The following is a 24286-nucleotide window of genomic DNA, read 5'->3' as shown; positions in this document are numbered from 1 at the left end:
GCAAGGACCTCACAACTAAACGATTATATAACCAATCCCTGACTATTCTCCTGTTAACTCCAAGTCAACCACTATCGCCAAGCCCACCAATCAGCGAACAAAAAAAGGGCCGGAGAAAACCCCGGCCCTTGAATGTTCATTTAATTTATCGGGCTAAGCTTTGCGCAACTCTTCAATCAGTTCGGAAAGCTGCTCACCGAGGTGCATGAGTTCTCCCACAGCAGTGGATGACTCGCGCATGGCCTGAGCATTGTCGTTGGCAATAAGGTTTACCTCTTCAATGCTTCGGTTGATTTGTTCACTTGCCGCAGACTGTTCTTCAGAAGCAGTTGCGATACTGCGTACCTGCCCTGCGGTCTCATCGACAATTTCGACAATTCCTTTGAGCGCCTCGCCGGCCTTATTAGCCTGCTCGGTGCTTGCAGAAACTTCTGCTGCCGCTTTGGTCATACCGTCAATATTGTCACGGGTACCGCTCTGGATGGCAGAGATATAGTCTCCGACTTCCTTGGTGGCTTCCATTGTTTTTTCAGCCAGCTTCCGGACTTCATCAGCAACAACCGCAAATCCCCTTCCGGCATCACCGGCACGGGCAGCTTCAATTGCTGCGTTCAGGGCCAGCAGGTTCGTCTGGTCGGCAATATCTGTGATCACGTTCATTATCTTGCCGATTCCATCAGCCTGCTCACCGAGCGTACCCAGACCTTTTTCCATTTCAAGGGTCATACTCTGAACACGGTTAATTCGCTCAATCGCATCGTTAACGATGAGTCCGCCATTCTCCGCTTCAGTACGAGCGTTATCTGCGGAATCTGCAGCTTCGGCCGCGTTACGCGCAACTTCCAAGACACTGGCATTCATCTGTTCCATAGCAGTGGCAGACTCAGCTGTGCGTTCACGCTGGATCTCAGAACCACGGCTGGATTCATCAATTTGGGCGGTAAGCTCCTGGCTTGCACTGGCTACCTGAGAAACAATACCGGCCAACTGCTCGGAAGCATGGAGCATGCCTTCGCGCTTGGCATTTTCAGCTTCAGCACGGGACTTGTCAGCTTCCTCAAGAGCCACCTGGGCTTTCTCCGTTTGATCCTTGGCTTCCTCGGCCATTTTTTCAGCCTTGGAAATATTCTCAACCAGCCCGGTCAGCATTGCCCGCATAGCTGAATGCAGGGTTTTGAGTTCTCCACCGAAAATGGACTCGTCAAGACGGATTTTAAAGTTACCGCCTGCAACTTCCATAGCTCCATCGGCCATAACTCTGATGGGTTTGGAAATAGAGCGGGCAACAAAGAAGATTGCAATCATGACCAGGACAAGGGCAATTCCCCCCATGGTCAAAAGGTCACGGGTAAGAGCGTTCGCATCAGCAAGAATTTTATCCAATGGTGCGCTGACAGCAAGATACCAGCGTTGACCGCTATTCTTGAATTCAATGGGGACATACTGAATCATGGATCTCTTACCATTCGCTGCAGAGACACGAATCTCAAAATAAGGTTCACCTTCTGCTAATGCCCGATGTAAATCCTCTTTATTGGCTGACGGATCTAAATCAAACATATTTTTTCCAATACGCTCTTCTACCGGATGGTAGATAAAGTTGCCGTTCGGCATCATCAACCATGCATAACCAGTACCGTAAGGATGAATCTCAGAAACGAGTTTGCTGATATTGGTGATGGGCATATCCACACAAACAACACCGAGAGGACGCCCATCAACCATGATGGGTGAACCGATAGTCGTCAGCATGAAACGCTTGCCATCAACATCATAAGGATAAGGAGGAGTAATATACGGTCTGCGCCTTTCAATGGGCTTTAGGTAATAGTCGCCGTCACCGGGTACAAAATACTCGGCAAGGGGAACAACCTTGATATCTCCGCCAGCCCGGAAAGCATACGGAATGAGTCGGCCGGTTTTATCGTGCAATTCAGTATTTGCATATTCGGCATCGCGACCGTCAAATGCATTAGGTTCCCAACCGTTACTGCCGCCGATAAAATTATCATCACCCTTGATGAGACCTACAAGCATGGCGATGGCATCTTTTCTGCTCAGTTCAATGTTGTTACGTCTAAACTGGGCAAAAGTGCTTGCCAACCCCTGAGTCTGTCCTTGCGCATAGGTCATAAAATTGAGAATACGTCCACTATATTCTCCAGCAAGGGCCGAAATTTCTTTTTTTGCTGCTTTTTCAATAGCTTTAGAACTACTTTGCGTTGCAAAATACTCCATACCACCTAAAGTCAGGAGCAATAGAACTCCGACCGGCAGCATGATCTTGTACATCATTCTTAAATTTCTGAACCACTTCATATGGTAACCACCTTAATTAAAGTTATGAATGATACACTCACTATAACCCCAGTGTGCTAATTATTTTCATTTTCACTATGTGTCAATATTGATATAAAAACACATCGCAGAAGTACTCGAAAACGGTTTCGGCAATTTTTTAAATTAATTTATATGTAATTTGGTATCTTTACCCGTTTTCATATCTGATTTATCCTCCGCCAAGACTATCACTACCAAAGGATTAGCAATGAAATCAATAAAAATCGCTATAGTCGCGGCAATGGAACAGGAAGCTCAAGCAGTCTGCCCGGCACCGCAAAACGAAAAAACAGGTAAGTTCCAGATCCTCTCCGGAACAAATATAAACAACGTAAGTTATCGCTGCATTATTTCCGGGATAGGCATTGCGCGTGCTGCCGAAGCAGCAAGACTCATTTGTGCTGAAAAACCTGATTTAATTCTGAGTATCGGAGTTTCCGGCGGACTGGCGGCCGGTCTCGAAGCCGGAACCCTTGTGGCCGCCACAAGCATCCATTCCGATATCACGGATATAGAATCATGGTTTGAAAACGAGAATGACGCCAAAGCGAAAAGCATGATAATTCCGGCCTGCGGAAATATTCAGTGCGGCAAACTTATCACGGCCGCAAGCCCTGTGCTAACCCCGCAGGACAAGCTTTTCATGCACGAGCGCACCGGAGCTCTGGCTGTGGATATGGAATCCGTAGCAGTCGCGCAGGCCGCACGAGAAGCAGGAATTCCCTTCGGCTGCCTCCGCGCTGTAAGTGACGATTACAAAAGGGGCATTCCCGAAGAGTCGCTGGGAGGAATTGATAAATCAGGCAGGACTCAGCTTTCACCAATTCTCAAATCCATCATAAAACGTCCCGGCCTGATACTGGAGTTAATCCCGATGGGATTGGATTATTCAAAGGCTTTAAAAGCACTGGGTGAAATTTTAAAATAAAAAACTCCGCAATATCGATAAATATTGCGGAGTTTTTTAAAACATTTTTAAGATGCTTCCGCCGAAAATCCGAGTAAGAATTTCGGACCCAAAAGCAGACTATTTTACGCTTACACCCTTCAGTGCCAGCAGAGCTCCTTTAATGGGACGCCTTACGGAATCAGCAACCGCTGTGGGCTCGAAACCGCAGTGAACCATGCAGTTGGCGCAGCGGGGATCATTACCTACACCGAACTTGTCCCAATCGGTCTGTTCCATAAGCTCCTTGTAGCTGGAGACGAAGCCGTCTTCGAGCAGATAGCAGGGACGCTGCCAGCCATGTACGGAACGGCAGGGATTTCCCCAAGGAGAGCATTTATAGTCGGGCTGATTTCCGGCAAGAAAATCTAGATAAAAGCTGCTGTGGCTGAAATCCCAGTTTTTGCCTTTACCGATGGTGAAAATTTCACGGAAAAGCTTCTCACTCTGCGGGCGGGTCAGGAAAGCATCCTGATCTTCTGCGGCTTCATAACTGAACGCAGAGGAAAGAGTCATGCCGTCAACTTTGAGATCCATGAGGAAATCGAAAAATTCAGCGGCCTTCTCAGCAGTCTGTCCACCGAAAAGAGTTGTATTGGTATTTACCCTGAATCCCTTGGACTTGAGCAGTTTGATAGTCCTTACCGCCGCATCAAAAACACCCTGCTTGCAGACAACTTTATCATGTACTTCAGCCGGTCCGTCCAGATGAAGGTTGAAAGTCAGATAAGGGCTGGGCTTGAATTCATTGATACGCTCAGGGACCAGAATCCCGTTGGTGCAAAGATATACAAATTTCTTGCGCTTGATCAGCTCACTTACGATGGTCGGCATGTCCGGATGCAGCATGGGCTCACCACCGGGAATGGAAACAATAGGCGCTCCGCACTCTTCCACCGCAGCGATGCATTCATCAACAGAAAGACGCTTATTGAGAATTTCCGGAGGCTGGTTGACCTTACCGCATCCCTTGCAGCGCAGATTGCACTGAAACAGGGGTTCGAGCATAAGAACCAAGGGGTAATGTTTATTACCTTTCAAGGTCTGAGTGAGAATATATTTGCCGAGTCTAGCTACTTGAATTGCAGGAATTGCCAAGGTATCAACCTCTTTACCGCCGAATCTGAGGCGGGTTTACTTTTCAGCGGTCTTCGGGGCCGAGCAGGCCTTGACCAGCTTTTTACAAGAATCAATCTTTAATAATTTTGCATCAAAACATTTGCTTTGCAGGGCCTTGTCGTAATGGGCGCAAGCTTCCTTCATTTCATCATCTTCCAGCAACGCCGTGGCGAGACCGAGATGATTCATGGAAAAATCAGGCGCAATCTTTACGGCCTTTTCGTAGTATTCCAAAGCCTTGTCCATGTCTCCGATACTGATGGGCGCAACCGGGGCTTTCAGGTAAAGTTCACCGAGAAAACGGGCCGGACCTCCGTGGTCAACTTGCGGAGACAGTCTGGACGCTGCGAGTGCTTCTTGCTCCATCCGGGGCACAAGGTCAAGACCCTTTAAAGGAGCAAGCTGAGCCTCTTTAGCAATTAAATAAGCCAAAAGATAGTGTCCCAAACCGGATTGATTATTTTTATTCAGAAATTTTTTCAGCCTTGCCTGAGAATATTCCGCGTAAGCTGCGGTCTCCACTGTTCCGCTTTCAAGCAGCCATGCCGAACAGGCCGCTCCCTGCAGTACATCTTCATCCTTTGAAGACTTAAAGAGCACTGCGGCCTGCGCCTGTGAACACGGTTTCCAGAGTACCACTCCATCAGCGTTGTATTCGTACAGAGGAAGGTTATATTTTGCGGAGCAACCACAAATAAATAACAGAACAAGCAACGGAATAAAGCGAGGCAGCTTCATCATTTCAGATCCTTGTCAGCAGGGTTGAAACCGGAAGTCTGCAATAGTTTTAAAAGATTGTTGGCGGCCGGATCTTTGGACATATCCAGCAACACGGACTGAAGCCGAAAAGCATCGTCAGTCGGCTCACCGAACCAGACTACCGGGCTGTTGGGCAGCTCAGGAGAAGTATAAATGACCTTGGTGCCGGAATAACGGTCCGAATCCTTTATTACTGAGTACTGCACAGCATCGAGCACGACTCCTGCGATCCGGCCTTTATTTACTTTCCGCAACATACGCAGGGCCTTCCGTGTGCCTTCCGGGCTGAAATTACCGCCCTTTTTACCGGCCAACAGGATCTCGAGTGATTGCGGGGTATACAGCATGGAGCCGTATACTTTTCCGGTTACTCCTTCATATGAGTCAGGGCCGCTTGCAGGAACTATCAGACGCCAGACATCCTTTTTCATACCCTGAGGCAGGGTGGAAGCAACCGGGGTCATAGGAAATTTAGCAGAGTAACTCTTAAAAAACGTCAACCCGCAAATGGACCATGCCGGTTTATTTTTATCAAGATAATCAAGTGCCTTTGTCAGGTCATTATAATATACGCCCTGCACCTTCTCGCCCAGCTTTGCTGAAAGATAAACGGCGAGCTCGTCCATAACCGGCTGTGCTTCCACTGTGGTTCCGGGTTGGCCGGGCTGAATCACGGCAAAGTCGAATCTTCCGGCAGAAGCACTACTGATCATGACCAGCACAAGGATAAACGCAAACGCTGTAACTTTTCTAAACATAGACTATTTCCCTTTAATCTTTTCAATCAATCTGAAAACGGCAGGTAAAACAACCATGCAGCCCACGAGGCAGGTAGCGGACCCGGTAACCATGATCCCGCCAAGAGAGGCGAGTCCGCGATGGTGCGCCAGAAGCAACCCGCCGAAACCGATCATGGTAGTGCAGAAGCTAAGCCCAACCGCCACCGGCGTACTGGTATGGTAGAGACGCTCTCCCTCGGAAAGTTCCTTCCAGCGGGCCAGAAAATGAACTCCGCCGTCAACTCCGATGGCTATAAGTACAGGAATAGCAAAGAAATTGGCTAAATTGAAGCTCAGTCCGGTAATCCCCATTACCTCCAGCAGCCAGAATATCCCCGCAAAAAGCGGAATAAGACTCAACAGTACATAACTGATGCTGAAAGAGCTCAGAAACAAAATCAATGAAACCAGAATAATAGTCAGACCGGCGGCCTGCAGAAAAGTTTCCCGCATGAGCAGTGAAGACTCGTGTACAACCACCGGAACCCCGGTTACTTCAGGATCAATCTTACGCAGATCAGCCACAAATCCGGTCAGCTTGTCAAAATCCCAGACATTTTCTACCGGGGAAATCTTGACCATAAAGCTGCCGTCCTTGCCGACGTACAGTGAACGTAAATGTTCAGGCAGGTCATCAGGGGTGACTGAACGCACTTCCAGAATTTCCTTGAGCCAAGCGAAAGAATCGGAAATTTCACTAACCAGTCTGTTTTGCAGCGGAGTGAGATTCACCGCGTCGGCAGGATTTTTTTCCAGAATTTCAAGACAGGCATCTGCCCGATCGATAATATCCCCGACCTGATTCAATTCTTTTTTGGCCCCGGCGGAAAAAAGTTTTTCCTCAAGCTGCTCAAGGGCTGCAATTAAATTTTTAAGGGAAGCAGCAACTTCGGATGGAACAAGAGAATTATTACGAGGCCTTAAGTTGATCCCTTTCAACACTGCGGCTTCACCGCGCAGGATTTCAGCCTTTTCCTGCTGTCCTTCGGGCAGGTAATCCAGAATGGAGTCGATACGCCCCACAGAGGGGACCTGCTTCAGTTCCGCAATCAATGATTTCACGGAATCAAGATCAGGGCGGGTCATAACCGCGAACCATGTCGATTCGTCGGAATCATTAATCAGCACATGTTCGTACTCAACAGACTCCAACCCTTTAGCCTGCAGCTCCAGCAGATTGTAGTTGAATCCTGCCTTTTGAAATCCGGGATAAGCCAAAGCGGTCAAAACTCCCATCACCAGCAGCACTGCCACCGGACGGGAAACAACCTTTTCCATGAACGGCATGGTAGCCATGCGCGGACGGGAAGAGGGAAACCAGTTGCGGCGCCCCGCGATAAGCATTGCGGACGGCAGCACGGTAAGCATGGAGATCAAGCAAAAGATAATACCGGTTCCGCCCACAAGCCCCAGCTCAGCCAGTCCGACAAAATCCTGACCCAGCACGGCGTAGAATGCGCAGACGGAAGTCAATCCACCGAGCATAACGCCGGGTCCGGTATGAATCAGAGCCTCTTCGATCGCTTCATCAGGCGAAAACCCCGAATCGGCGGCCTCCACATAGCGCATGACAATGTGAATACCAAAATCAACTCCGATACCGACCAACACAAGGGCAAAGACGATTGACAGCAGGTTCAGACTTCCCAGCGTGACCAGCGTGAACCCGAAAGTCCAGGCCATAGCGCAAAAGAGAGATCCCATGACCAGCATGGGCCGCAGCCAGCCGTGCAGAATGAACATGAACAGAACCCCGACCACAATCACTGAAATGACTGCGGCGATGGTCATATCCTGATCTGTAGTGTGCATCTCATCAGCAGAAAGCACAGGCCGTCCGGTCAGCCCCGCGTCAACTTCGGGATACTGAGCACGGACCGTCTCCAGCGAAGAACGCACAAAATTCAGCGAAGGACCGATCACGTCCATGACCTGAAAATTCTTCTTCGGCAGAATGCGCATGATGAGCAGCTTGCCGTTGCGGGTGAAGAAATAATGAATTCCGGCCTTATCAAGATCGAAAACAGGAGCATTCAGGGATTCACTGTCAGGACCGGAAGTAAGCGAAGTCTGCATCTCGCCCACAAGATTATCCACCGCACCAATGAACGGCCCGAACATTTCCGAATCAGCACTGCCGCCCTTCTCACCGGAAAGCAGGCCTGCTGTCATATTCAGAAAACGTGATAATCCCGGAGATTCAAACCACTCTTTACCTAAGGGACCAAAATCCCGGGCTAGGCTCACAAACTGGCGCAACTCATCCGGGGAGGCGAACATAAGCACTCCCGGTCCCATGTCCCGGGCAGACATGGCGTAATGTACAGCCTTAACGAGATCAGGGCGTTTTTCGAGTTTTGCGGCAAGTGTGGTAGCGAAGGCCGCCGCCTTTGCTTTACCAGCTTCTGTTTCTCCGGTTTTGATGACCACAAACATGTATTCCTGATCACCAAAATTTTTAATCTGAGCCAGATTTCGCTTCTGAAAAGGAAGCTCGTGCGAAATCAGGTTATCCTGATCGCTGTCGAGTTTAAGCCAGAGAGCTGAAGAGCCGGCGCAGACTACCGCCAGCAGAACAGCACAAATCACTATGGCGACCGGTGCCTTACGGACCAGCCGTAAAATGGAACGAATTATTATTTCTAAGAAATTATAAAAAATATTCATCAAACTCTGCCCGCTGCAACAGATTCGGCAGGGGTCTTTTTTAGAGGCAGAAAAATCCGGGTCCCATTCGGGAAAAGAAAGACGCTAAGAAGTCCTAGCGGTACGGATTCCAAGATCCTTTACGGTTTTCCATGCAGAACCCGTGATCTTATGCGCTTCTTTAAGCACATCATCCATTGCGGCGAGGAATTTATCGACATCAGCATCATTAATCATCAGCGGAGGCAGGATTTTGACAGTATCAAGACCATGCCCGGCAACCTGACTGAGGATGTTGTGCTTCTCCAGCAACGGCATGGTGATCATCTGGCAAAAAAGGTCATCATTCATTTTGTGCAACAGTTTCCAGCTGGCCTTAAGAGCCATTGATTTAGGCTCACCGAACTGCATGCCGATCATCAAACCCTTGGCGCGAACTTCGGTCAGCATCTCATACTTATCGGCAAGTTTCTTAAGACCTTCTTCTATGCGTGCGCCCATTGCGGCTGCATTATCCGCCAGTTTGTCTTTTTCCAGAATCTCGATGGTCGCCAGCCCGGCCGCCATGGCCAGATCGTTCTGCCCGAATGTGTTGGAGTGGGCGAAGCACCGCTCCATGGAATCAAAAATCTTTCCGTGAATCTCGCGGGTGGTAATGATAGCGCCAACAGGTACATATCCGCCGGAAAGAGCTTTGGAAATGGCCAGAATATCGGGTTTAACACCCCAATGATCCACGGCGAACATCTTACCGGTACGGCCCATACCACACTGCACTTCATCGGCAATCATATAAGTACCGTACTTATCGCAAAGTTCCCGCACTCCCTGAAGGTAACCTTCATCAGGCACAAAAACACCCTTGCCCTGCACGGTTTCAAAAATAAAAGCTCCCACATCTCCGCCTTTAAGCGCATCTTCCAGAGCCTCAAGATCATTAAAAGGCACGGCTACGCAATCCGGAAGGAGCGGTTCATTACGATTTCTGAACTCGGGATTCGCATTTACGGATAAAGACCCGAGAGTCAAACCGTGAAAAGCGTGATGGCAGTGAACCAGTTTATGTTTTCCGCTGGCCTGCCGGGCAAACTTAAGTGCTCCCTCAACGCTTTCAGTTCCGGAATTAGTGAAAAATACGGCCTCAAGATCTCCCGGGGCAAGCTTGGCCAGTTTCTCCGCCAGCATACCGGACATGACACCGAGGTCCATCTGCACTATGCTGGCAGTTTTTTCATCCATCATTTCCTTAAGCACATCAGCCACAAAAGGATGATTGCGTCCGATGTTGTAAACACCGAACCCGGCCAGAAAATCAAGGACCTGAACTCCCTTGGCATCGGTCAGGTACGCCCCCTCGGAAGACACATAATTACGATCATAGCCGATAACTTCGAGAACACGCACAAACTGAGGATTTACATATTTGCGGTGCAGCTCGTAGGCTTCCGCGAGTCTATTTCTATATTCTTTTACAATTTCAGAACTCATTTCACAGGCTCCAATTAATTACAAATATTAATATCTGATTTTTTTTAGTGGAAAATAACTCCCTTCCACCCTGGGGTCAATGGGTTATGGACAAGTTCAGCCCGAAATCGGGCCATTGCCAAATGAAGAGATGAAATGTAATATAAATAAGTTAAATCAAGCACGAAAACACGGAAAACATTATCGTGAAATATTTGGAGGCCATAAATGGTTGATGTAATCAGGGCTGAAACAGCCGGATTCTGCATGGGTGTAGACCTCGCCCTTAATAAACTTGATTCCCTTATTGAAAGAAACGAAAGCGGAAAAATATATATTCTGGGACCTATCATTCACAACCCGCAGGTTTTGGAAGATTATGAAAAACAGGGCATCATCACCGCCACAAACCCGGATGAAGTTCCTGAAGATGCGTATGTGGTGATCCGCGCCCACGGTGTTCCTAAATCCGTGGAAGACGAACTGCGCAAGCGCGGGGTGAATGTGATCGACGCAACTTGCCCTAAAGTAAAAAAAGCGCAGCTGCTTATCCAGAGAAATACAGAAGATAACCGCGTGCTGCTGCTTTACGGTGAAGACAGCCACCCGGAGGTAAAAGGACTGCTCAGCTACGGCCCGGCAGGACCGCACCTTTTCGATTCCCTTGAGGAACTGCAAAATCTCGATCTGGACCCGGCCCAGAAATACTGTCTGGCTGCCCAGACAACTCAGGACCGCGCCATCTATACCAAATGCATCAACTACCTTGAAAGCAAGAAAATTGATTTCGTAACCCTGAACACCATCTGCGATGCCACCCGCCAGCGTCAGGATGAGGCCATCGCCCTCTCCGGAGAAGTTGATCACATGATTGTTGTCGGCGGACGCATTTCAGGCAATACCCGACGTCTGGTGCAGGTTGTCGAAGCCGCGGGTACTAAGTGCACCCACGTTGAAACAGCCGAAGAACTGCCCCGGGAAGAACTTAAAAAGCTGAACAAGATCGGTCTCACCGCCGGGGCATCAACCCCCAAACGTCTGGTGGACGACATCAAACAGATTCTCAAAAGCCTGTAAGATTATTTTATACAACAATAAAAAAGGCCCGCAATTTTAAATAATTGCGGGCCTTTTTATGTTTTTAATCTAAAACCTAGACATCACTGCCCTTCTCGACCACAGCCTGATCCCATTCATATTTCTTAAAACTCTGTTTAAAGAAAAGTGAATAAAGGACAGGGCAGAGAATCAGGGTCAGCACGGTGGCGAACATCAACCCGGACATGATGCAGTTTGCCATGGGCCGCCACATTTCCCCGCCTTGCAATGAAAGCGGAACCATACCGATAATCGTAGTGGTTGCGGTCATGATGATCGGCCTTGCACGCTCGAGGGATGCCAGCACAATGCAATCAGCCATATCAAGTCCCCGCTTCACCAGAATCTCAATGCGGTCAATAAGCATAATCGCGTTATTGACGATAATACCCAGTAGACTGATCATCCCCAGCATGGGCATGAACCCGAATGGCGAATTGGTCAGGATCATTCCCGGAGTAATACCGCACATCATGGGCGGCAAAGTCAGCAGGATAATCAGCGGACGCCTGAAGGAGTTGAACTGGAAGACAAGAACCAGCACCAGCAGGCCCATTGCGAGCGGCATGTTGGCGTTAATGGCTTCCTGACTTTCCTGACTCTTCTCGAATTCACCGCCGTAGGCAACAGAATATCCTACAGGCCAATCAGGGGATTGCATCATCTTATCAATTTCAGGACGTACAGTAGCAAGAGTCTTAATGGCGAAGTAACCGTCGAAAAGATCCGCTTTTACTGTCATGGTTCTTGTCTGGTCCCTGCGGCGGATATCCGAAGGCTGCCAGACCAATTCAGATGAAGCTATCTGACTCAATGGAACATTTTTTTGTTCCTGATATGAGTATACATTCAGACTCTCAAGTTTATCGAGACGGTTACGAAAATCGCCCTCCGAACGCAGCATGATGGGAATATTGGTATCTCCATCGCGGTAGATGGAAGCCTTATATCCGCTCATACTTGATTGCAGACTAAGAGCCACATCGGAACTGGTCAGACCGGCCTGACGGGCTTTTTCCTGATCCACATTTACTTCCATCTTCTTAGTCCACTGGCCCCAGTCGTCCCATACACGGGCAACTCCGGGAGTTTTATCCAGCAAAGCCGATATCTTGTCACGCAGGGTATACAGGGTCTTCTGGTCCGGTCCTGAGATACGTATCTGCACCGGAGCACCGACGGGAGGACCGTTCATAAGCTTTTTGAGACTGAAGTCCGCATCAGGAAACTTGGATTTAATCTCCTCGCGGGTTCGCTCGATAACAGCATCGGTAGCTTCCACACTCTTGGTGTTGACGATAAAGGTGGCAAGGTTGTCGTTACGTTGCTCAAGGTTGAGCGGCAGATACCAGCGCGGGCCACCATGTCCGATGAATGTTCCGATACTTTCAACGCCTTTATCACTAAGCAGAATTTTTTCCAGCTTAGTCACTTCGTCCGCTGTGGAAGTGATATCGGTACCGAACGGCTGCCAGAAATCAATAGTGAACTGGGCACGTTCGTTGGGAGGGAAAAACATTTTGGGCACAAACTGAAATCCCCAGAACGCGGCCATACAGCAGACAATTACAACAGCCAGAAAACTGGGACGGTGCTTCAGGCAGAAAAGAAGCATCGACCGGTATGTGCGATACATTCGGCTGGAAAAAGTCTGAATCATTTTTTTGGGTTTAAGCACATAATAGCAAAGCATGGGTACCATGGACATGGACAATCCCCATGAACAGAGCAAAGTCAGGCTGACCACGATAAAAAGCGAAAAGCAGTATTCCCCGGTGGCGTTATCTGCCATCGGAATGGGCAGAAACGCGAAAACAGTCGTCAGGGATGCGGCCAGCAGCGGCATCCAGAGTTCAGAAACTGCTCCGACAACGGCTTTAAGACGCTCTTCACCCGCTGCCAGACGTACGAGGATAGCCTCGGACACAACAACTCCGTTATCAACCAGAATTCCCAGCGCGATAATCAGTGAAGCAATGGAAATTCGCTGCAGCCCCACACCAAAAACAGGCATCAGGCTCAGGCAGCCGAGCATAGCCATAGGAACCAGAGAACCAGCGATGAGCCCGGTCCTGAATCCGGCAAAAGCAAGGATGACGATTACGACAAACACGAATGATTCAAGCAGGTTGATCATGAAATCGGTAACCGCTGTATCAACATAATCAGGCTGATAGACGACCACATTGTATTCCATGCCATGGTATAAATTCTTGGAGAGTTTCTTCAGCTTGGCGGAGACCAGCTTGCCCACTTCCATTATGTTGTTACCATCGGCCATGGAAATAGCCAGCATGATACACGGTTCTCCGTCATAACGGGTCATGACTCCCGGAGGATCTGCAAATCCGCGGGTAATGTTGGTCACGTCGGAAAGCTTGAGCGAAGATTTCATACCTTCAACACGCAAAGACATGTCTTTGATATCGTCAACAGACTTAAATTCCCCGGTCGGTTCTATATAGATGCGCTCAGGTCCGACCTTGGCCGAACCGCTGGGACGAATCATATTCTGCTGATTCAGCATCTGGGCAAGTGCGAATGGAGTTATCCCCGCCGAGGCCATACGCGAATTTGAAAAATCAATAAAAACCCGTTCATCCTGTAAACCCCAACGCTCTACTTTACCTACACTGGGGATGGAAAGCAGTTCATCGCGGGTGTAATCGGCAACATCTTTTAGTTCTCGGTAGCTGAAACCATCCCCGGTAAGGGCGACCATAATCCCATAAACGTCGCCGAACTCATCGTTCACCACCGGTTCATAAGCTTCCGGCGGCAAATTTTTCTTGGCATCGAGCACTTTATTGCGCAGTCGCTGCCATATAGGGGTCATATCTTTCTGGCTATCCTGAAATTCCACCTCAATAATTGAAAGACCGGTCATGGATTGGGACTTAACGTTCTTGATAACATCAATTTCCCTAATCTTTTCTTCCAGCTTGTCTGTAACCAGCTCTTCCACCCTCTGCGGAGAAGCACCGGGAAAAACAGTAGAAATAACAGCAACCCTGATGGTAAAATCAGGATCCTCGGATTTAGGAATGCTGAAAAAGGTGGAAACCCCGGCAAATGCAATCAGCAAAAACAGAGCGATTGAGGTTCTGTTGTTTTCTATACACCATCTGGCAAGGTTCACGACAGCCCCCCAACATTACGGACCTTCAGCCCGTCCTTAAGAGAGTGGACGCCGCGGGTGACAACTATTTCGCCGGACTTAAGACCGTTCTTGATCAGCACGCCTCTTGAAGAAATTTTACCTACTTCAACTTCACGGCGCTTAACAACCGAACCGTCTTCGACTACCCAGACATGCTTTGTACCGTCTGGATTGCCGACAATGGCCGATGGAACGACATAAACACTGGAACCCACCGAACGTCCTGCAAAGCGCACGTTGCCGGACATGCCGCTGCGCACCTTCTGATCGGTATTATCAAGGTAAACTTTTACCGGAAAGGAAGCTCCTTTATTGGTACCGATGCCCACTTCCATGATCACACCCTGCATGGTTTTACCGGGCAGGGCATCAAAAGAAACCTGCACTTTTTCGCCTTCATTCACTGTGGCAATCAAGGTATCCGGTAATGAGATAGACATTTTCATCTGCTTACCGGCATTGAAACCGACAACTTTCTGTCCGGACTGCACGTTCTGATGAATGTTAACCGCAACCGAACCGACCCAGCCGTCAAAAGGGGCCTTGAGTACAGTGTAGCGCAGATGCTTACGGGCGATGTCCAGCATCTTATCGGAAGCGTTCAGTTGAGCCTGAAAAGATTTAAAATCCGCTTCGGACTGATCAAGCTCGGACTTGGAAACAACCTTTCTTTTAAAAAGCTCACTGATACGTTTTACATCGGCCTTGGCACGGACGTAGTTGGCACGGATCTGCTCAAGCTTGGATTCCGCCTGCCGCACTTCCAGTTCATAATCGGCGGGATCGAGACGGGCGAGAACTTCACCGGACCGGAACTTACGACCGATCTGGTCACCGGGGAAAGATACGATCTTACCGCCGACGCGAAATGATAAATCAGACTGCAGGGCATCCTCGGCAGTCCCGGAAAACACCCAATTCCTGCCCGTGGCACCGGAACCTACCTGCATAGTCTTTACCGGGCGAAGTTCCTCATGCACCTCAGCAGTCTTTTCCTTACAACCGCTCAGGGCAAAACCAAGCACCAATATTGAAATAACTATTATTCTTTTCATTTAATTCTACCTCTTAGCAACCAACAAAAGCTACCACCCGTCTGGACAGGATTTCGGTAAGCTCTTCAATTCGTTCCGGGGTCATTTCGTACCAGCCCAAACGATCAGTACAGGGCTTGGGATTGACAAATTTAAGGACGATTCCGATTAAAGCGGCCCCAACTACAATAATTTCGGTATAAGGTGTTCCTTCAGGCATTGCAGCCTTGAGCAACAAATGCATAGAATCAAAAGATGGAGCAAAGAATTCTTTATCCAGTAGCGCGTATGACTCGCTGGGATCTGCCATTTCACGGTTAATCAGCATAACGCCCCACAGAGTGATGGGATCGCTGAGAATTCCGTGCATCTGGGCCCGGAAAAACCAGACAACCAGATCCTTTTTGCTAATCTCTCCGGCTTCAAAACGGGCAAGTTGCTCCAGAACGGCCTCTTCTCCGGGCATAACTTCATCACGGAAACGGACAATCTCTTCAATAACCGCCTCGTAAAGCCCCTGCTTTCCGCCGAAATGATAACCCACTGTAGCCAGATTAACCTCAGCCTCAGCAGCAAGACTGCGCATGCTGACACCATTGAATCCGTTCATGGCAAAAAGCTTCAGCCCCACTTTAAGTAGCTTTTCACGGGTCTCTTCGCCACGTGCTTTATTTGTTTTTCCCTTAGTATGTTGCGTCATATTATTGAGCCTCTCTACTGAGTTTTTGATTCTTTTAGGAGAAAGAAATAGTCATCGGTCGACTAAAAGTCAAACGTTTGTTTAAATATTTCGTTTAAATAATACGTTTGATATTAATATTTAAAAATTCATTTTGTAATTAAGTCACTTAAGACAATTAAAGAGATTACACTTTCCAACAATCAAATAATATTTTAAAAATCTGTCGACTAAAGTCTTTAATGACCTCTCAGAAGGAAATCAGCATGAAAGCATTACTGATCATAGATATGCAAAAAGCATTATTTGCTGCGGGGCACCGTCACGACGCTACCGGAGTAATCAGCAGGATCAATTCACTTATAGCGAAAGCACGGGACAAGAACCTCCCGGTAATCTTTATCCGCCACAATAGTGAAGAGGACGGGCTGCAACTGAATTCGGAAGGCTGGCAGATTCTGGATGAACTGGATTTTCGGCCAATTGACATAACCGTGGAGAAGAGCAATTGCGACTCTTTCTGCAATACAGAACTTGAGCAAATACTGACTCAGATGAATGTGGACGAACTGATCATCACCGGATGCTGCACAGATTTCTGCGTGGATTCAACTGTTCGGCGGGCCGCAACAATGGGTCACAAAGTGCATGTTGCATCAGATTCGCATACCACAGCGAATAAGCCCTATCTTGATGCCGAAACAATCATTAAACACCATAATTTTGTATGGTCGGAAATGTATGCGCCAATATTAGTAACGGTTGAACCTGCAACAACAATCCTTAACGAGCTATAAAACAAAAAAGTCCCGCCGAATTAGATTCGACGGGACTTTATTTTAACTTTTCAAAGCAGGACGGCGTCAGCTCAGCCTTGTAGCCTCCAGCACATTCTCAATAGTTTTCAACTTGTTAAGAGATCGATGCAGATGACCCAAATCGATAACCTCGACAGTGAATTCCAGAACAGAGTTTCCGTCTAGATCAGACTTGAACTCACCGGAATCGATATTCACGTCCATTTCAGTGAGTACGGTACATATCTTGGCCAGCAGCCCTTTCTGGTTGCGGCAGCGTATACGGATCTGAGCCGGATGCTGGGATTCTTCCTGACTGCCGGACCATGAAACATTGAGCAGTCTTTCCTCTTCAAGGCTCTTGATATTCGGACAGGTTGCGGAATGGATTACCACTCCACGCCCGCGGCTGATATAACCGATTATAGGCTCACCCGGAAGCGGGGTACAACATCCCGCAAAACGAATGAGGACGTTATCCACGCCTTCGATATCAATGGAATTTGCGGCACCCTTGGTCTTTTCCCCTTCAATTACCGGATTTTGTTCCGGTTTAGGTATTTCAGCCTGAACGCCCTCAACTTCGGTAAGAACTGCGTGCAGACGTTTGAGCACCTTGCGCGGGGTAATCCTCGAATAGCCGATATTGGAAAGCAGATCCTCCACGTTACCGAAATTAAACTCATCGGCCAGCATGACAAAGTAACCGTCTTTCATGGCCTTGGGCACATTAATATTCATGCGCCGGCCTTCTTTTTCAAGCAGTTCCTTGGCAAGAATGATGGACCGGGTTCTTTCTTCAGTACGAATGTAATGCTTGATTCGGGTCCGGGCTTTTGCGGTTTTTACAAACTTAAGCCAGTCGCGGCTGGGCTTACGTTTTTTATCGGTAAAGACCTCAATGGTATCACCGTTTTTTAGCACGGAATTAAGAGTAACCATGCGTCCGTTAATTTTTGCTCCGGTACAGTGGTTGCCCACCTCGGTATGAATCGAATAAGCAAAATCGACAGGAGTAGCACCATCGGGAAGTTCCTTGATCTCACCTGCCGGGGTAAAGACATAAACTTCGTCATTAAAAAGATCGAACCGCAATGAAGCCATAAATTCGCGGGGATCTTCAAGTTCCCTTTGCCAGTCCATAATCTGGCGCAGCCATGAAAAACGTTCGGCGTCCCGGTTCTGCTTGGCCTCGCTGTTCCCGGATTCTTTGTACTGCCAATGGGCGGCAACACCGTATTCCGCCACCTGCTGCATCTCTTCGGTTCTGATCTGAATCTCGATGCGCTCACCTTCCGGACCGATTACCGTGGTGTGCAGCGACTGGTACATATTGGCTTTGGGAATGGAAATATAATCCTTGAACTTACCGGAAACAGGCTTCCACATTGAGTGGACCAGCCCAAGCACGGAATAACAGTCCTTCACTGAATCAACGATAACCCGGAAAGCTATTATGTCATAGACCTGATCAAGACTCAGCCCCTGACGCTGCATTTTCTTATGAATGCTGTTTTTGTGCTTGGTGCGCCCGTAAATGGTGCCCCTGATCTCGTTGGTATCAAGAATACCTTTCAGCAGCTCAATTACGTTGTCCACATACTCTTTACCAATGGTGTGCTGGCGTTCTAGCCCGTCGGTGATATCCTGATAGACATCCGGCTTAAGATAATAAAGACATAGATCTTCCAGATCGCGCTTGACCATGTACAGCCCCAGCCTGTTGGCAAGCGGGGAATAGATGTCCATGGTTTCCTGTGCGATCAGTAATTGTTTGTAACCCTTTTGGAAATCAAGGGTGCGCATATTGTGCAGCCTGTCAGCAAGCTTGACCATGAGCACACGGATGTCTTCGGCCATGGCCAGAATCATTTTACGTATGTTCTCAGCCTTGGCGATGGCCTTGGATTCAAAGTCCATCATGCCGATCTTGGTCACACCGTCAACAATATCAGCGACCTCTTCGCCGAAAAGTTCGGCAATTTCATCGATGGTGGTGTCGGTATCTTCAACCGTATCGTGCAGCAGTCCCGCGGCCACAGTTGGTTCATCAAGCCGCATGTCGGCCAGAATCTTAGCCACGTGTAAAGGATGGGCAAGATACGGCTCGCCGGAGAGACGAACCTGACCTTCATGGGCTCTTGCGGAAAAGACATAAGCCCTCTGGATCAGGTCCAGATCAGGATCATCAATATAAGTACTGACAACGTCAGTGATTTCGTTAATGCGTATCATAATTACTGCTGTAAACTTTTTTTCTGTAACGGAGCCGGAATCCACCATCTGTCGGCGTTATAACCCAGACCCGCAGGTTCTACCTTCAAACCCTTGATCCTGCTGCTGTAGATAGGCAGGGCCATAGGAACATAAAGAAAGCAGTACGGCTGCTCTTCATGCATTATTTCCTGAATGCGGTCATAAATAACTTTACGCTTAGCCTGATCAAGCGTGGACCGCCCGAGGTCAAGCAGCTCATCAAGTTCACTATTTTTATATTTAACAAAATTCAGTCCGCCGGGAACGGCTTTAGAGGAATGCCAGACAGAATAGATATCCGGGTCCTGAAGAATGTTCCACCCTAAGATAGTGGCATCGAAACGGCCTTTGTCAATAAATTCTTTCAAGAAGGCCGCCCATTCAACAGTCCGAATCTTAACAGCTATTCCAACATCCTTCAGACGGTTTTGAATAATTGTTGCAGCCTTAATACGCAAGGAATTTCCCTGATTAGTGATAATGGTAAAGGCAAAAGGCTTGCCGTTACGGTCAAGAATGCCGTCGCCGTCACTATCAGTCCAGCCGGACTCCTTGAGTAGTTCCTTCGCCTTTTCCGGTTTGTATCCGTAAGGCTTGAGTTTATCGTTATACACCCATGTTCCCGGTTTATAAGGCCCCATAGCCGGATAGCCCTGTCCCATCAGCACACCTTTGACTATTTCATCTTTGTCGATGGCGTAGTTCATAGCCTGCCGGACCCGAACATCTTTGAAAAAAGGACTTTCCATATTAAAACCGAGATAAGCGTACGAGAAGGAAAGATACTTAAATTTCTGGAAATCACGCTCCCAGTTCCCACCTTTAGTCTGGAACAGGTACTGCTGCGGGGTCAATTCCATGCTATCAAGACTGCCGCTTTTTAGCTCCAGAAACTGCGTGGAGAGGTCGGGAATAACCCGGTAGACCAGTTCATCAATATAGGGCCGACCTTCAAAATAATCATCATTTGCTTCCAGCACAATCCTTCGTCCGGGCACCCATTCCTTAAGTTTATAGGGTCCGGCTCCGACCGGGTCACGCCTGTATTTTGTTGTATTAAGATCTTCACCCTCCAGAATATGTTTGGGGAGGATGTCCGAAGCCCATGTGATCAGGGAGCGTGCGAAAACTTTATCGTAGCGAACTTCAAAGGTGTATTTTCCGGTCCTCTTAAATTCCTTGATATTTTTGAAGTCTCCGGCGTATGCTGTCGGCGTCTCGGGGTCAATCATCAGATTATACGTAAATTCAACATCTTCGGCAGTCAGCGGTTTTCCATCGAACCACTTGATGTCTTCCCGGAGCTTGAACTTCAATAATTTGCCGCCTTCCAATACTTCAAAAGATTCGGCAGCATAAGGAACAAGTTCAATATCTTTGTTGTATTTAAGTGCAGAAACAAATATTTTGCTGGCAAGTACGTGGCTTGCCGAGTCGGAGGAAAGAGCGGAAATAAGACACATGGGTTCAGCCAGAGTGGGTTCCGTAAGCCTTCCGCCATAAACAGGGTTGTTTTCATCAACGTTAACTTTTTCCACCGTCGGGGATTGCCCGGTATCCTTGCCGGAATCCTGACTACAGGCAGGGAAGAAAACCAGACATGCAACAATCACTGCTGCGGAGATATATCTGTTCATGTTATCCTTATTTTTGTGCATAAAAATCTTTCATTGAGCCAACTGCATTGATAATATACAGTATGGACTATTGTGGATTAAAAGCCAAGTAACCAACCGTTACAGATTGACCCTAACCGCTTTTTACTTTACGGATGCAGCGGAAGCAGTTTCGTTCTTACGATTTATACGCTAAAGTAGCTATTTAATATAAAAAATAATTAATTCAACTTAAGATATAATTAATTAAGGAAAGTTTCAGTTCGGGGAAAACATCATTATGTCTCAAAACGAAGAAGCTGTAGTAAAATCAATTCTCAAATCATTCGTATCAGGAACCGTTCCGGAATATATTCTGGAAGGATCGCGCGCTATTGTGAATTCAGAGGGAGTTCAGAAGCTCGACCTGAAAAAGCGCGAAAGATACTGGGATGTCGACGCCTCCATCCAAGGCGATGATTTTCAAATATACTCCTCGGAGCTAGGACTTAATCTGGCCGAGGAAAGCATCAACCACTATTGCAACTGCCCGGAATCATTTTCCGGCGTATGTAAGCACGTGGGCGCAGCCGCACTTAAGCTGCTCCTCTCGCTTGATTCTGAAGAAGAAAAGGCCGAAAGCCAAAAACAGGCTGACTGGCGTCAGAATTTCCGTTCATTTTTTTCCACTGAATTAGAACCGGAAGCAGGCAAACATTATATTATTTACCGCATGTATCCTGAACCGGAAAGATTGCAGGTGGCCTTTTTCCGGGCCCGGCAGAATAAATCCGGCCTTTCACAGGTGCAAAACGAGATTGAACTGCAAAATGTAATCGAGAAACCGGAATGGAGTGAGACCTCTCCAAATCTGCCGCGTGTGGCTGAACAAATCGGTTACTACCTTGATTATCGCGGCCATCGTGTGGAAATTCCAGCCGGACTGCACGCGTGGTTCTTCACTGCCATCAAAGACGAATATTACATTTTCCTGCGCGATACGGATATTCCCATCCGAATTGAAAGCAGAACCATGCAACTCAAGCTCTCACCGGAACTTTCCGAGGATGGCCTGTCTTTCGACATCCTGCTTTCGGATGAAGGGAAACCGCCCTTCTCCATCATGGACGACGATGAAGTCTTTTTCTATGGACGGTTACCCCTCTGGGTATATTGGAAACAGGGTTTCTACCCGGTCCAGACCACACTTGCGCCCAAACTGGTGCAAGAGATGCGCATACAGAATCCGGTAATTCCCCCGGCGGATATTCCAGAATTTCTTGACCGCGTCTGGACCCAGATCCCGGTTTCAGACCTTCATGACCATGAAGAATTTCTTGAAAAAATGCAGCCGTTCTTTGTTCCGGCTACATTCAACCCCAAGCTCTACCTCAACGAGGAAGGATCGCTCCTGACTATAAGGATCGATAATACCTACGACACAGAGCATGGTGAAATTCCCATGGGCGAACCGAACCCCGACCTGCAAACCGGAAGCTACAGAGACGGAGAAAAATCCTACCTTGTACGCCGCGCTCAGGACGAAGAGGCCCAGTTGTTTGCCGAGCTGCGCGACATGGGATTCCAGCCGCGTAACAATTCCATATGGTTCATGGAACAGGAAGCAGCCATCACATTCCTGCTGGATCATTACCCGCAATTGGTAGAAGCATACCGTATTTACGGAGAGAAAAACCTGACCCGTTACAAGGTAAGGCTGACCACTCCGCAGATTGTTGCCGAGATTGATACAGACGAAGACAACAAGTGGTTCAACCTTGATATCACTGTAGAATACGACGACCAGCGTGTACCCATTGAAAAAATATGGGAAGCATGGAGTCAGGGTAAACGATACGTTCAGCTTAAGGACGGATCGTACACCAGTCTGCCGGAATCATGGCTCAAAAAGCTCAGCCACAAGCTCAAAGCACTTGGATACGATCCTGAGCAGCCTCCTCGCCAGCATTTCGAGCAATATGAGACCCCGGTGCTGGATAAAATCATCGAAGACCTTCCTGACGCCAAAACCGATGAACAATTCGTAAAGCTGCGTGAGAAGATCCACAATTTCGATGAAATTAAGATGCTCAACCAGCCCAAGGCACTGAACGCCACCTTGCGGCCCTATCAGATTCAGGGACTCAGCTACCTGAACTTCCTTCGCGATTACAAATTCGGCGGAATTCTTGCGGATGAAATGGGGCTTGGTAAGACAATCCAGACTTTGTCTTTCATCCTCTCCCTGCATGAACGGGGGATTACCGGTCCGAACCTGATCATCGTGCCTACTTCGGTTATGCCCAACTGGGAACGTGAGGCGCAGAAATTCTGCCCGCACCTCCCTGTTTTGACCATTTACGGCTCCAGACGCGAGGACCTGTTCAAAAGAATCCCGGATTCCACAATTGTGATTACCACCTATGCCTTGCTGCGCCGGGACCTTGAAGAACTGCTCAAGCACGAATATACTTCTGTAATTCTTGACGAAGCCCAGAACATCAAAAACCCGAACACAATCACAGCTAAATCGGTCCGCAAGCTCAAGAGCGACATGCGCTTATGTCTTTCCGGTACACCGATCGAGAACAATCTTTTCGAGCTCTGGTCGCTGTTCGAGTTCCTTATGCCCGGCTTCCTCAGTTCTCAGCATGCCTTCCAGAGGGGAATTGTAAAGCCCATCAAAGACGGTGACGAGGAAACACTGAATTACCTGCGCACAAGGGTGAAACCGTTCATCCTGCGCCGCACAAAATCCGAAGTGGCCAAGGATCTGCCGCCTAAGATTGAGACCGTTCATTACTGCGAACTCATTGAGGAGCAGCGCGAACTTTACAACGCCCTTGCCAAGCGCCTCAAAGATCAGGTGCTTAGGGACGTGGACGAGAAAGGCATGGCTAAAAGCCAGATGTCCATCCTTGACGCACTGCTCAAACTGCGCCAGATCTGCTGCCACCCGCGTCTGCTCAAGCTGGATATGCCCGGACTGTCCACGAATCTGCCTTCCGGTAAATTCGACGCCTTCAAAGACCTCATCTTTGATGTTGTCGAAGGCGGACACAAGGTGCTGGTCTTCTCACAGTTCGTCCAGATGCTGCATGTAATCCGCTCCTGGCTGACCATTAAAGATATTCCGTTTGCCTATCTCGACGGCTCCAGTAAAGATCGTTTCGAGCAGGTGGACCGTTTTAATGACAGCCCGGATATCCCCATCTTCCTCATCTCGCTGAAAGCGGGTGGTACCGGTCTGAACCTGACCTCCGCCGACTACGTTATCCACTACGACCCGTGGTGGAACCCGGCAGTAGAAAATCAGGCTACTGACCGTACTCACCGCATCGGCCAGAAACGTCAGGTCTTCGCTTACAAGATGATCTGCCAGAATACTGTGGAAGAAAAAATTCTAGGACTGCAAGAAATGAAAAAGAACGTTGCGGACGCCATCATACCCGGCCAGTCCGCTCTCAAGTCGCTCACACGTGACGATCTTGAAATGCTCTTTGAAATTTAAGACAGCATGTTAATTGCACCAACTTTTAAGGCCCGAAATCAACATGATTTCGGGCCTTATATATTATAAACTTATCTGCACAGCGATTGTCCCTGTTCTT

At 48.3% G+C, this 24286-nt stretch carries 15 protein-coding genes; 4 read left to right on the top strand and 11 right to left on the bottom strand.

Annotated features, from left to right (window positions below; translation table 11 throughout):
• Positions 1 to 153: 153 nt before the first annotated feature.
• Entirely contained in the window at positions 154 to 2319 is a 2166-nt protein-coding gene (locus tag ACKU35_RS09220) for a methyl-accepting chemotaxis protein (RefSeq protein WP_319765246.1), read from the bottom strand.
• Positions 2320 to 2548: 229 nt separating this feature from the next.
• Here ACKU35_RS09220 and ACKU35_RS09215 point away from each other — a divergent pair, with 229 nt between their 5' ends.
• Complete coding sequence (locus ACKU35_RS09215; RefSeq protein ID WP_319765244.1) at positions 2549 to 3268, top strand: phosphorylase; 720 nt, start codon at positions 2549 to 2551, stop codon at positions 3266 to 3268.
• 99 nt (positions 3269 to 3367) lie between these two features.
• Here ACKU35_RS09215 and hpnH read toward each other — a convergent pair whose 3' ends face one another.
• The 5 genes from hpnH to ACKU35_RS09190 form a co-directional block, all read right to left on the bottom strand.
• Positions 3368 to 4384, bottom strand: a complete 1017-nt coding sequence (gene hpnH / locus ACKU35_RS09210; protein ID WP_319765242.1) for an adenosyl-hopene transferase HpnH — start codon at positions 4382 to 4384, stop codon at positions 3368 to 3370.
• 36 nt (positions 4385 to 4420) lie between these two features.
• The gene (locus tag ACKU35_RS09205) at positions 4421 to 5146 is read right to left on the bottom strand and encodes a hypothetical protein (protein WP_319765240.1); all 726 of its coding nucleotides are present in this window, start codon (positions 5144 to 5146) and stop codon (positions 4421 to 4423) included.
• Positions 5143 to 5922 carry a PhnD/SsuA/transferrin family substrate-binding protein gene (locus ACKU35_RS09200; RefSeq protein WP_319765238.1) on the bottom strand — a complete coding sequence of 260 codons (780 nt, stop codon included), beginning with the start codon at positions 5920 to 5922 and terminating at the stop codon, positions 5143 to 5145. Before ACKU35_RS09200 ends, ACKU35_RS09205 begins: the two co-directional genes overlap by 4 nt.
• A 3-nt stretch (positions 5923 to 5925) precedes the next feature.
• Positions 5926 to 8610 (bottom strand): MMPL family transporter, encoded by a 2685-nt coding sequence (locus tag ACKU35_RS09195; RefSeq protein ID WP_319765236.1) that lies wholly within the window; start codon positions 8608 to 8610, stop codon positions 5926 to 5928.
• Positions 8611 to 8694: 84 nt separating this feature from the next.
• Complete coding sequence (locus ACKU35_RS09190) at positions 8695 to 10077, bottom strand: aspartate aminotransferase family protein (protein WP_319765234.1); 1383 nt, start codon at positions 10075 to 10077, stop codon at positions 8695 to 8697.
• A gap of 207 nt (positions 10078 to 10284) precedes the next feature.
• Here ACKU35_RS09190 and ispH point away from each other — a divergent pair, with 207 nt between their 5' ends.
• Positions 10285 to 11133: a 4-hydroxy-3-methylbut-2-enyl diphosphate reductase gene (gene ispH, locus ACKU35_RS09185; RefSeq protein WP_319765232.1), complete on the top strand. Its 849-nt coding sequence runs from the start codon at positions 10285 to 10287 to the stop codon at positions 11131 to 11133.
• A gap of 76 nt (positions 11134 to 11209) precedes the next feature.
• Here the strand turns inward: ispH and ACKU35_RS09180 are convergent, their stop codons facing one another.
• Genes ACKU35_RS09180 through ACKU35_RS09170 form a run of 3 tightly spaced genes read right to left on the bottom strand, consistent with a single transcriptional unit; the run spans position 11210 to position 16048 of the window.
• Positions 11210 to 14293: an efflux RND transporter permease subunit gene (locus tag ACKU35_RS09180; protein WP_319765229.1), complete on the bottom strand. Its 3084-nt coding sequence runs from the start codon at positions 14291 to 14293 to the stop codon at positions 11210 to 11212.
• Positions 14290 to 15369 (bottom strand): efflux RND transporter periplasmic adaptor subunit, encoded by a 1080-nt coding sequence (locus ACKU35_RS09175; protein ID WP_319765227.1) that lies wholly within the window; start codon positions 15367 to 15369, stop codon positions 14290 to 14292. Before ACKU35_RS09175 ends, ACKU35_RS09180 begins: the two co-directional genes overlap by 4 nt.
• Before the next feature lie 13 nt (positions 15370 to 15382).
• Positions 15383 to 16048, bottom strand: a complete 666-nt coding sequence (locus ACKU35_RS09170) for a CerR family C-terminal domain-containing protein (RefSeq protein ID WP_319765226.1) — start codon at positions 16046 to 16048, stop codon at positions 15383 to 15385.
• Between the two features lie 245 nt (positions 16049 to 16293).
• Here ACKU35_RS09170 and ACKU35_RS09165 point away from each other — a divergent pair, with 245 nt between their 5' ends.
• Entirely contained in the window at positions 16294 to 16824 is a 531-nt protein-coding gene (locus ACKU35_RS09165) for a cysteine hydrolase family protein (protein WP_319765223.1), read from the top strand.
• Positions 16825 to 16890: 66 nt separating this feature from the next.
• Here ACKU35_RS09165 and ACKU35_RS09160 read toward each other — a convergent pair whose 3' ends face one another.
• Together ACKU35_RS09160 and ACKU35_RS09155 are read right to left on the bottom strand one after the other, a co-directional pair.
• Positions 16891 to 19059: a bifunctional (p)ppGpp synthetase/guanosine-3',5'-bis(diphosphate) 3'-pyrophosphohydrolase gene (locus ACKU35_RS09160; RefSeq protein ID WP_319765221.1), complete on the bottom strand. Its 2169-nt coding sequence runs from the start codon at positions 19057 to 19059 to the stop codon at positions 16891 to 16893.
• 2 nt (positions 19060 to 19061) lie between these two features.
• A complete protein-coding gene (locus ACKU35_RS09155) occupies positions 19062 to 20717 on the bottom strand; it encodes a peptide-binding protein (RefSeq protein ID WP_319765220.1) in 1656 nt (551 codons plus the stop codon).
• Between the two features lie 259 nt (positions 20718 to 20976).
• Here ACKU35_RS09155 and ACKU35_RS09150 point away from each other — a divergent pair, with 259 nt between their 5' ends.
• Positions 20977 to 24186, top strand: coding sequence for a DEAD/DEAH box helicase (locus ACKU35_RS09150; protein ID WP_319765218.1), 3210 nt, complete (start codon positions 20977 to 20979; stop codon positions 24184 to 24186).
• The last annotated feature ends 100 nt before the right edge of the window (positions 24187 to 24286 follow it).

Origin of the sequence: Maridesulfovibrio sp. (assembly GCF_963676065.1) — a bacterium.
In the GTDB taxonomy this organism is placed as follows: Bacteria; Desulfobacterota; Desulfovibrionia; order Desulfovibrionales; family Desulfovibrionaceae; genus Maridesulfovibrio.
Note: the sequence above shows the minus strand (reverse complement) of the source record. Positions and strands in the feature narration are given on the sequence as shown.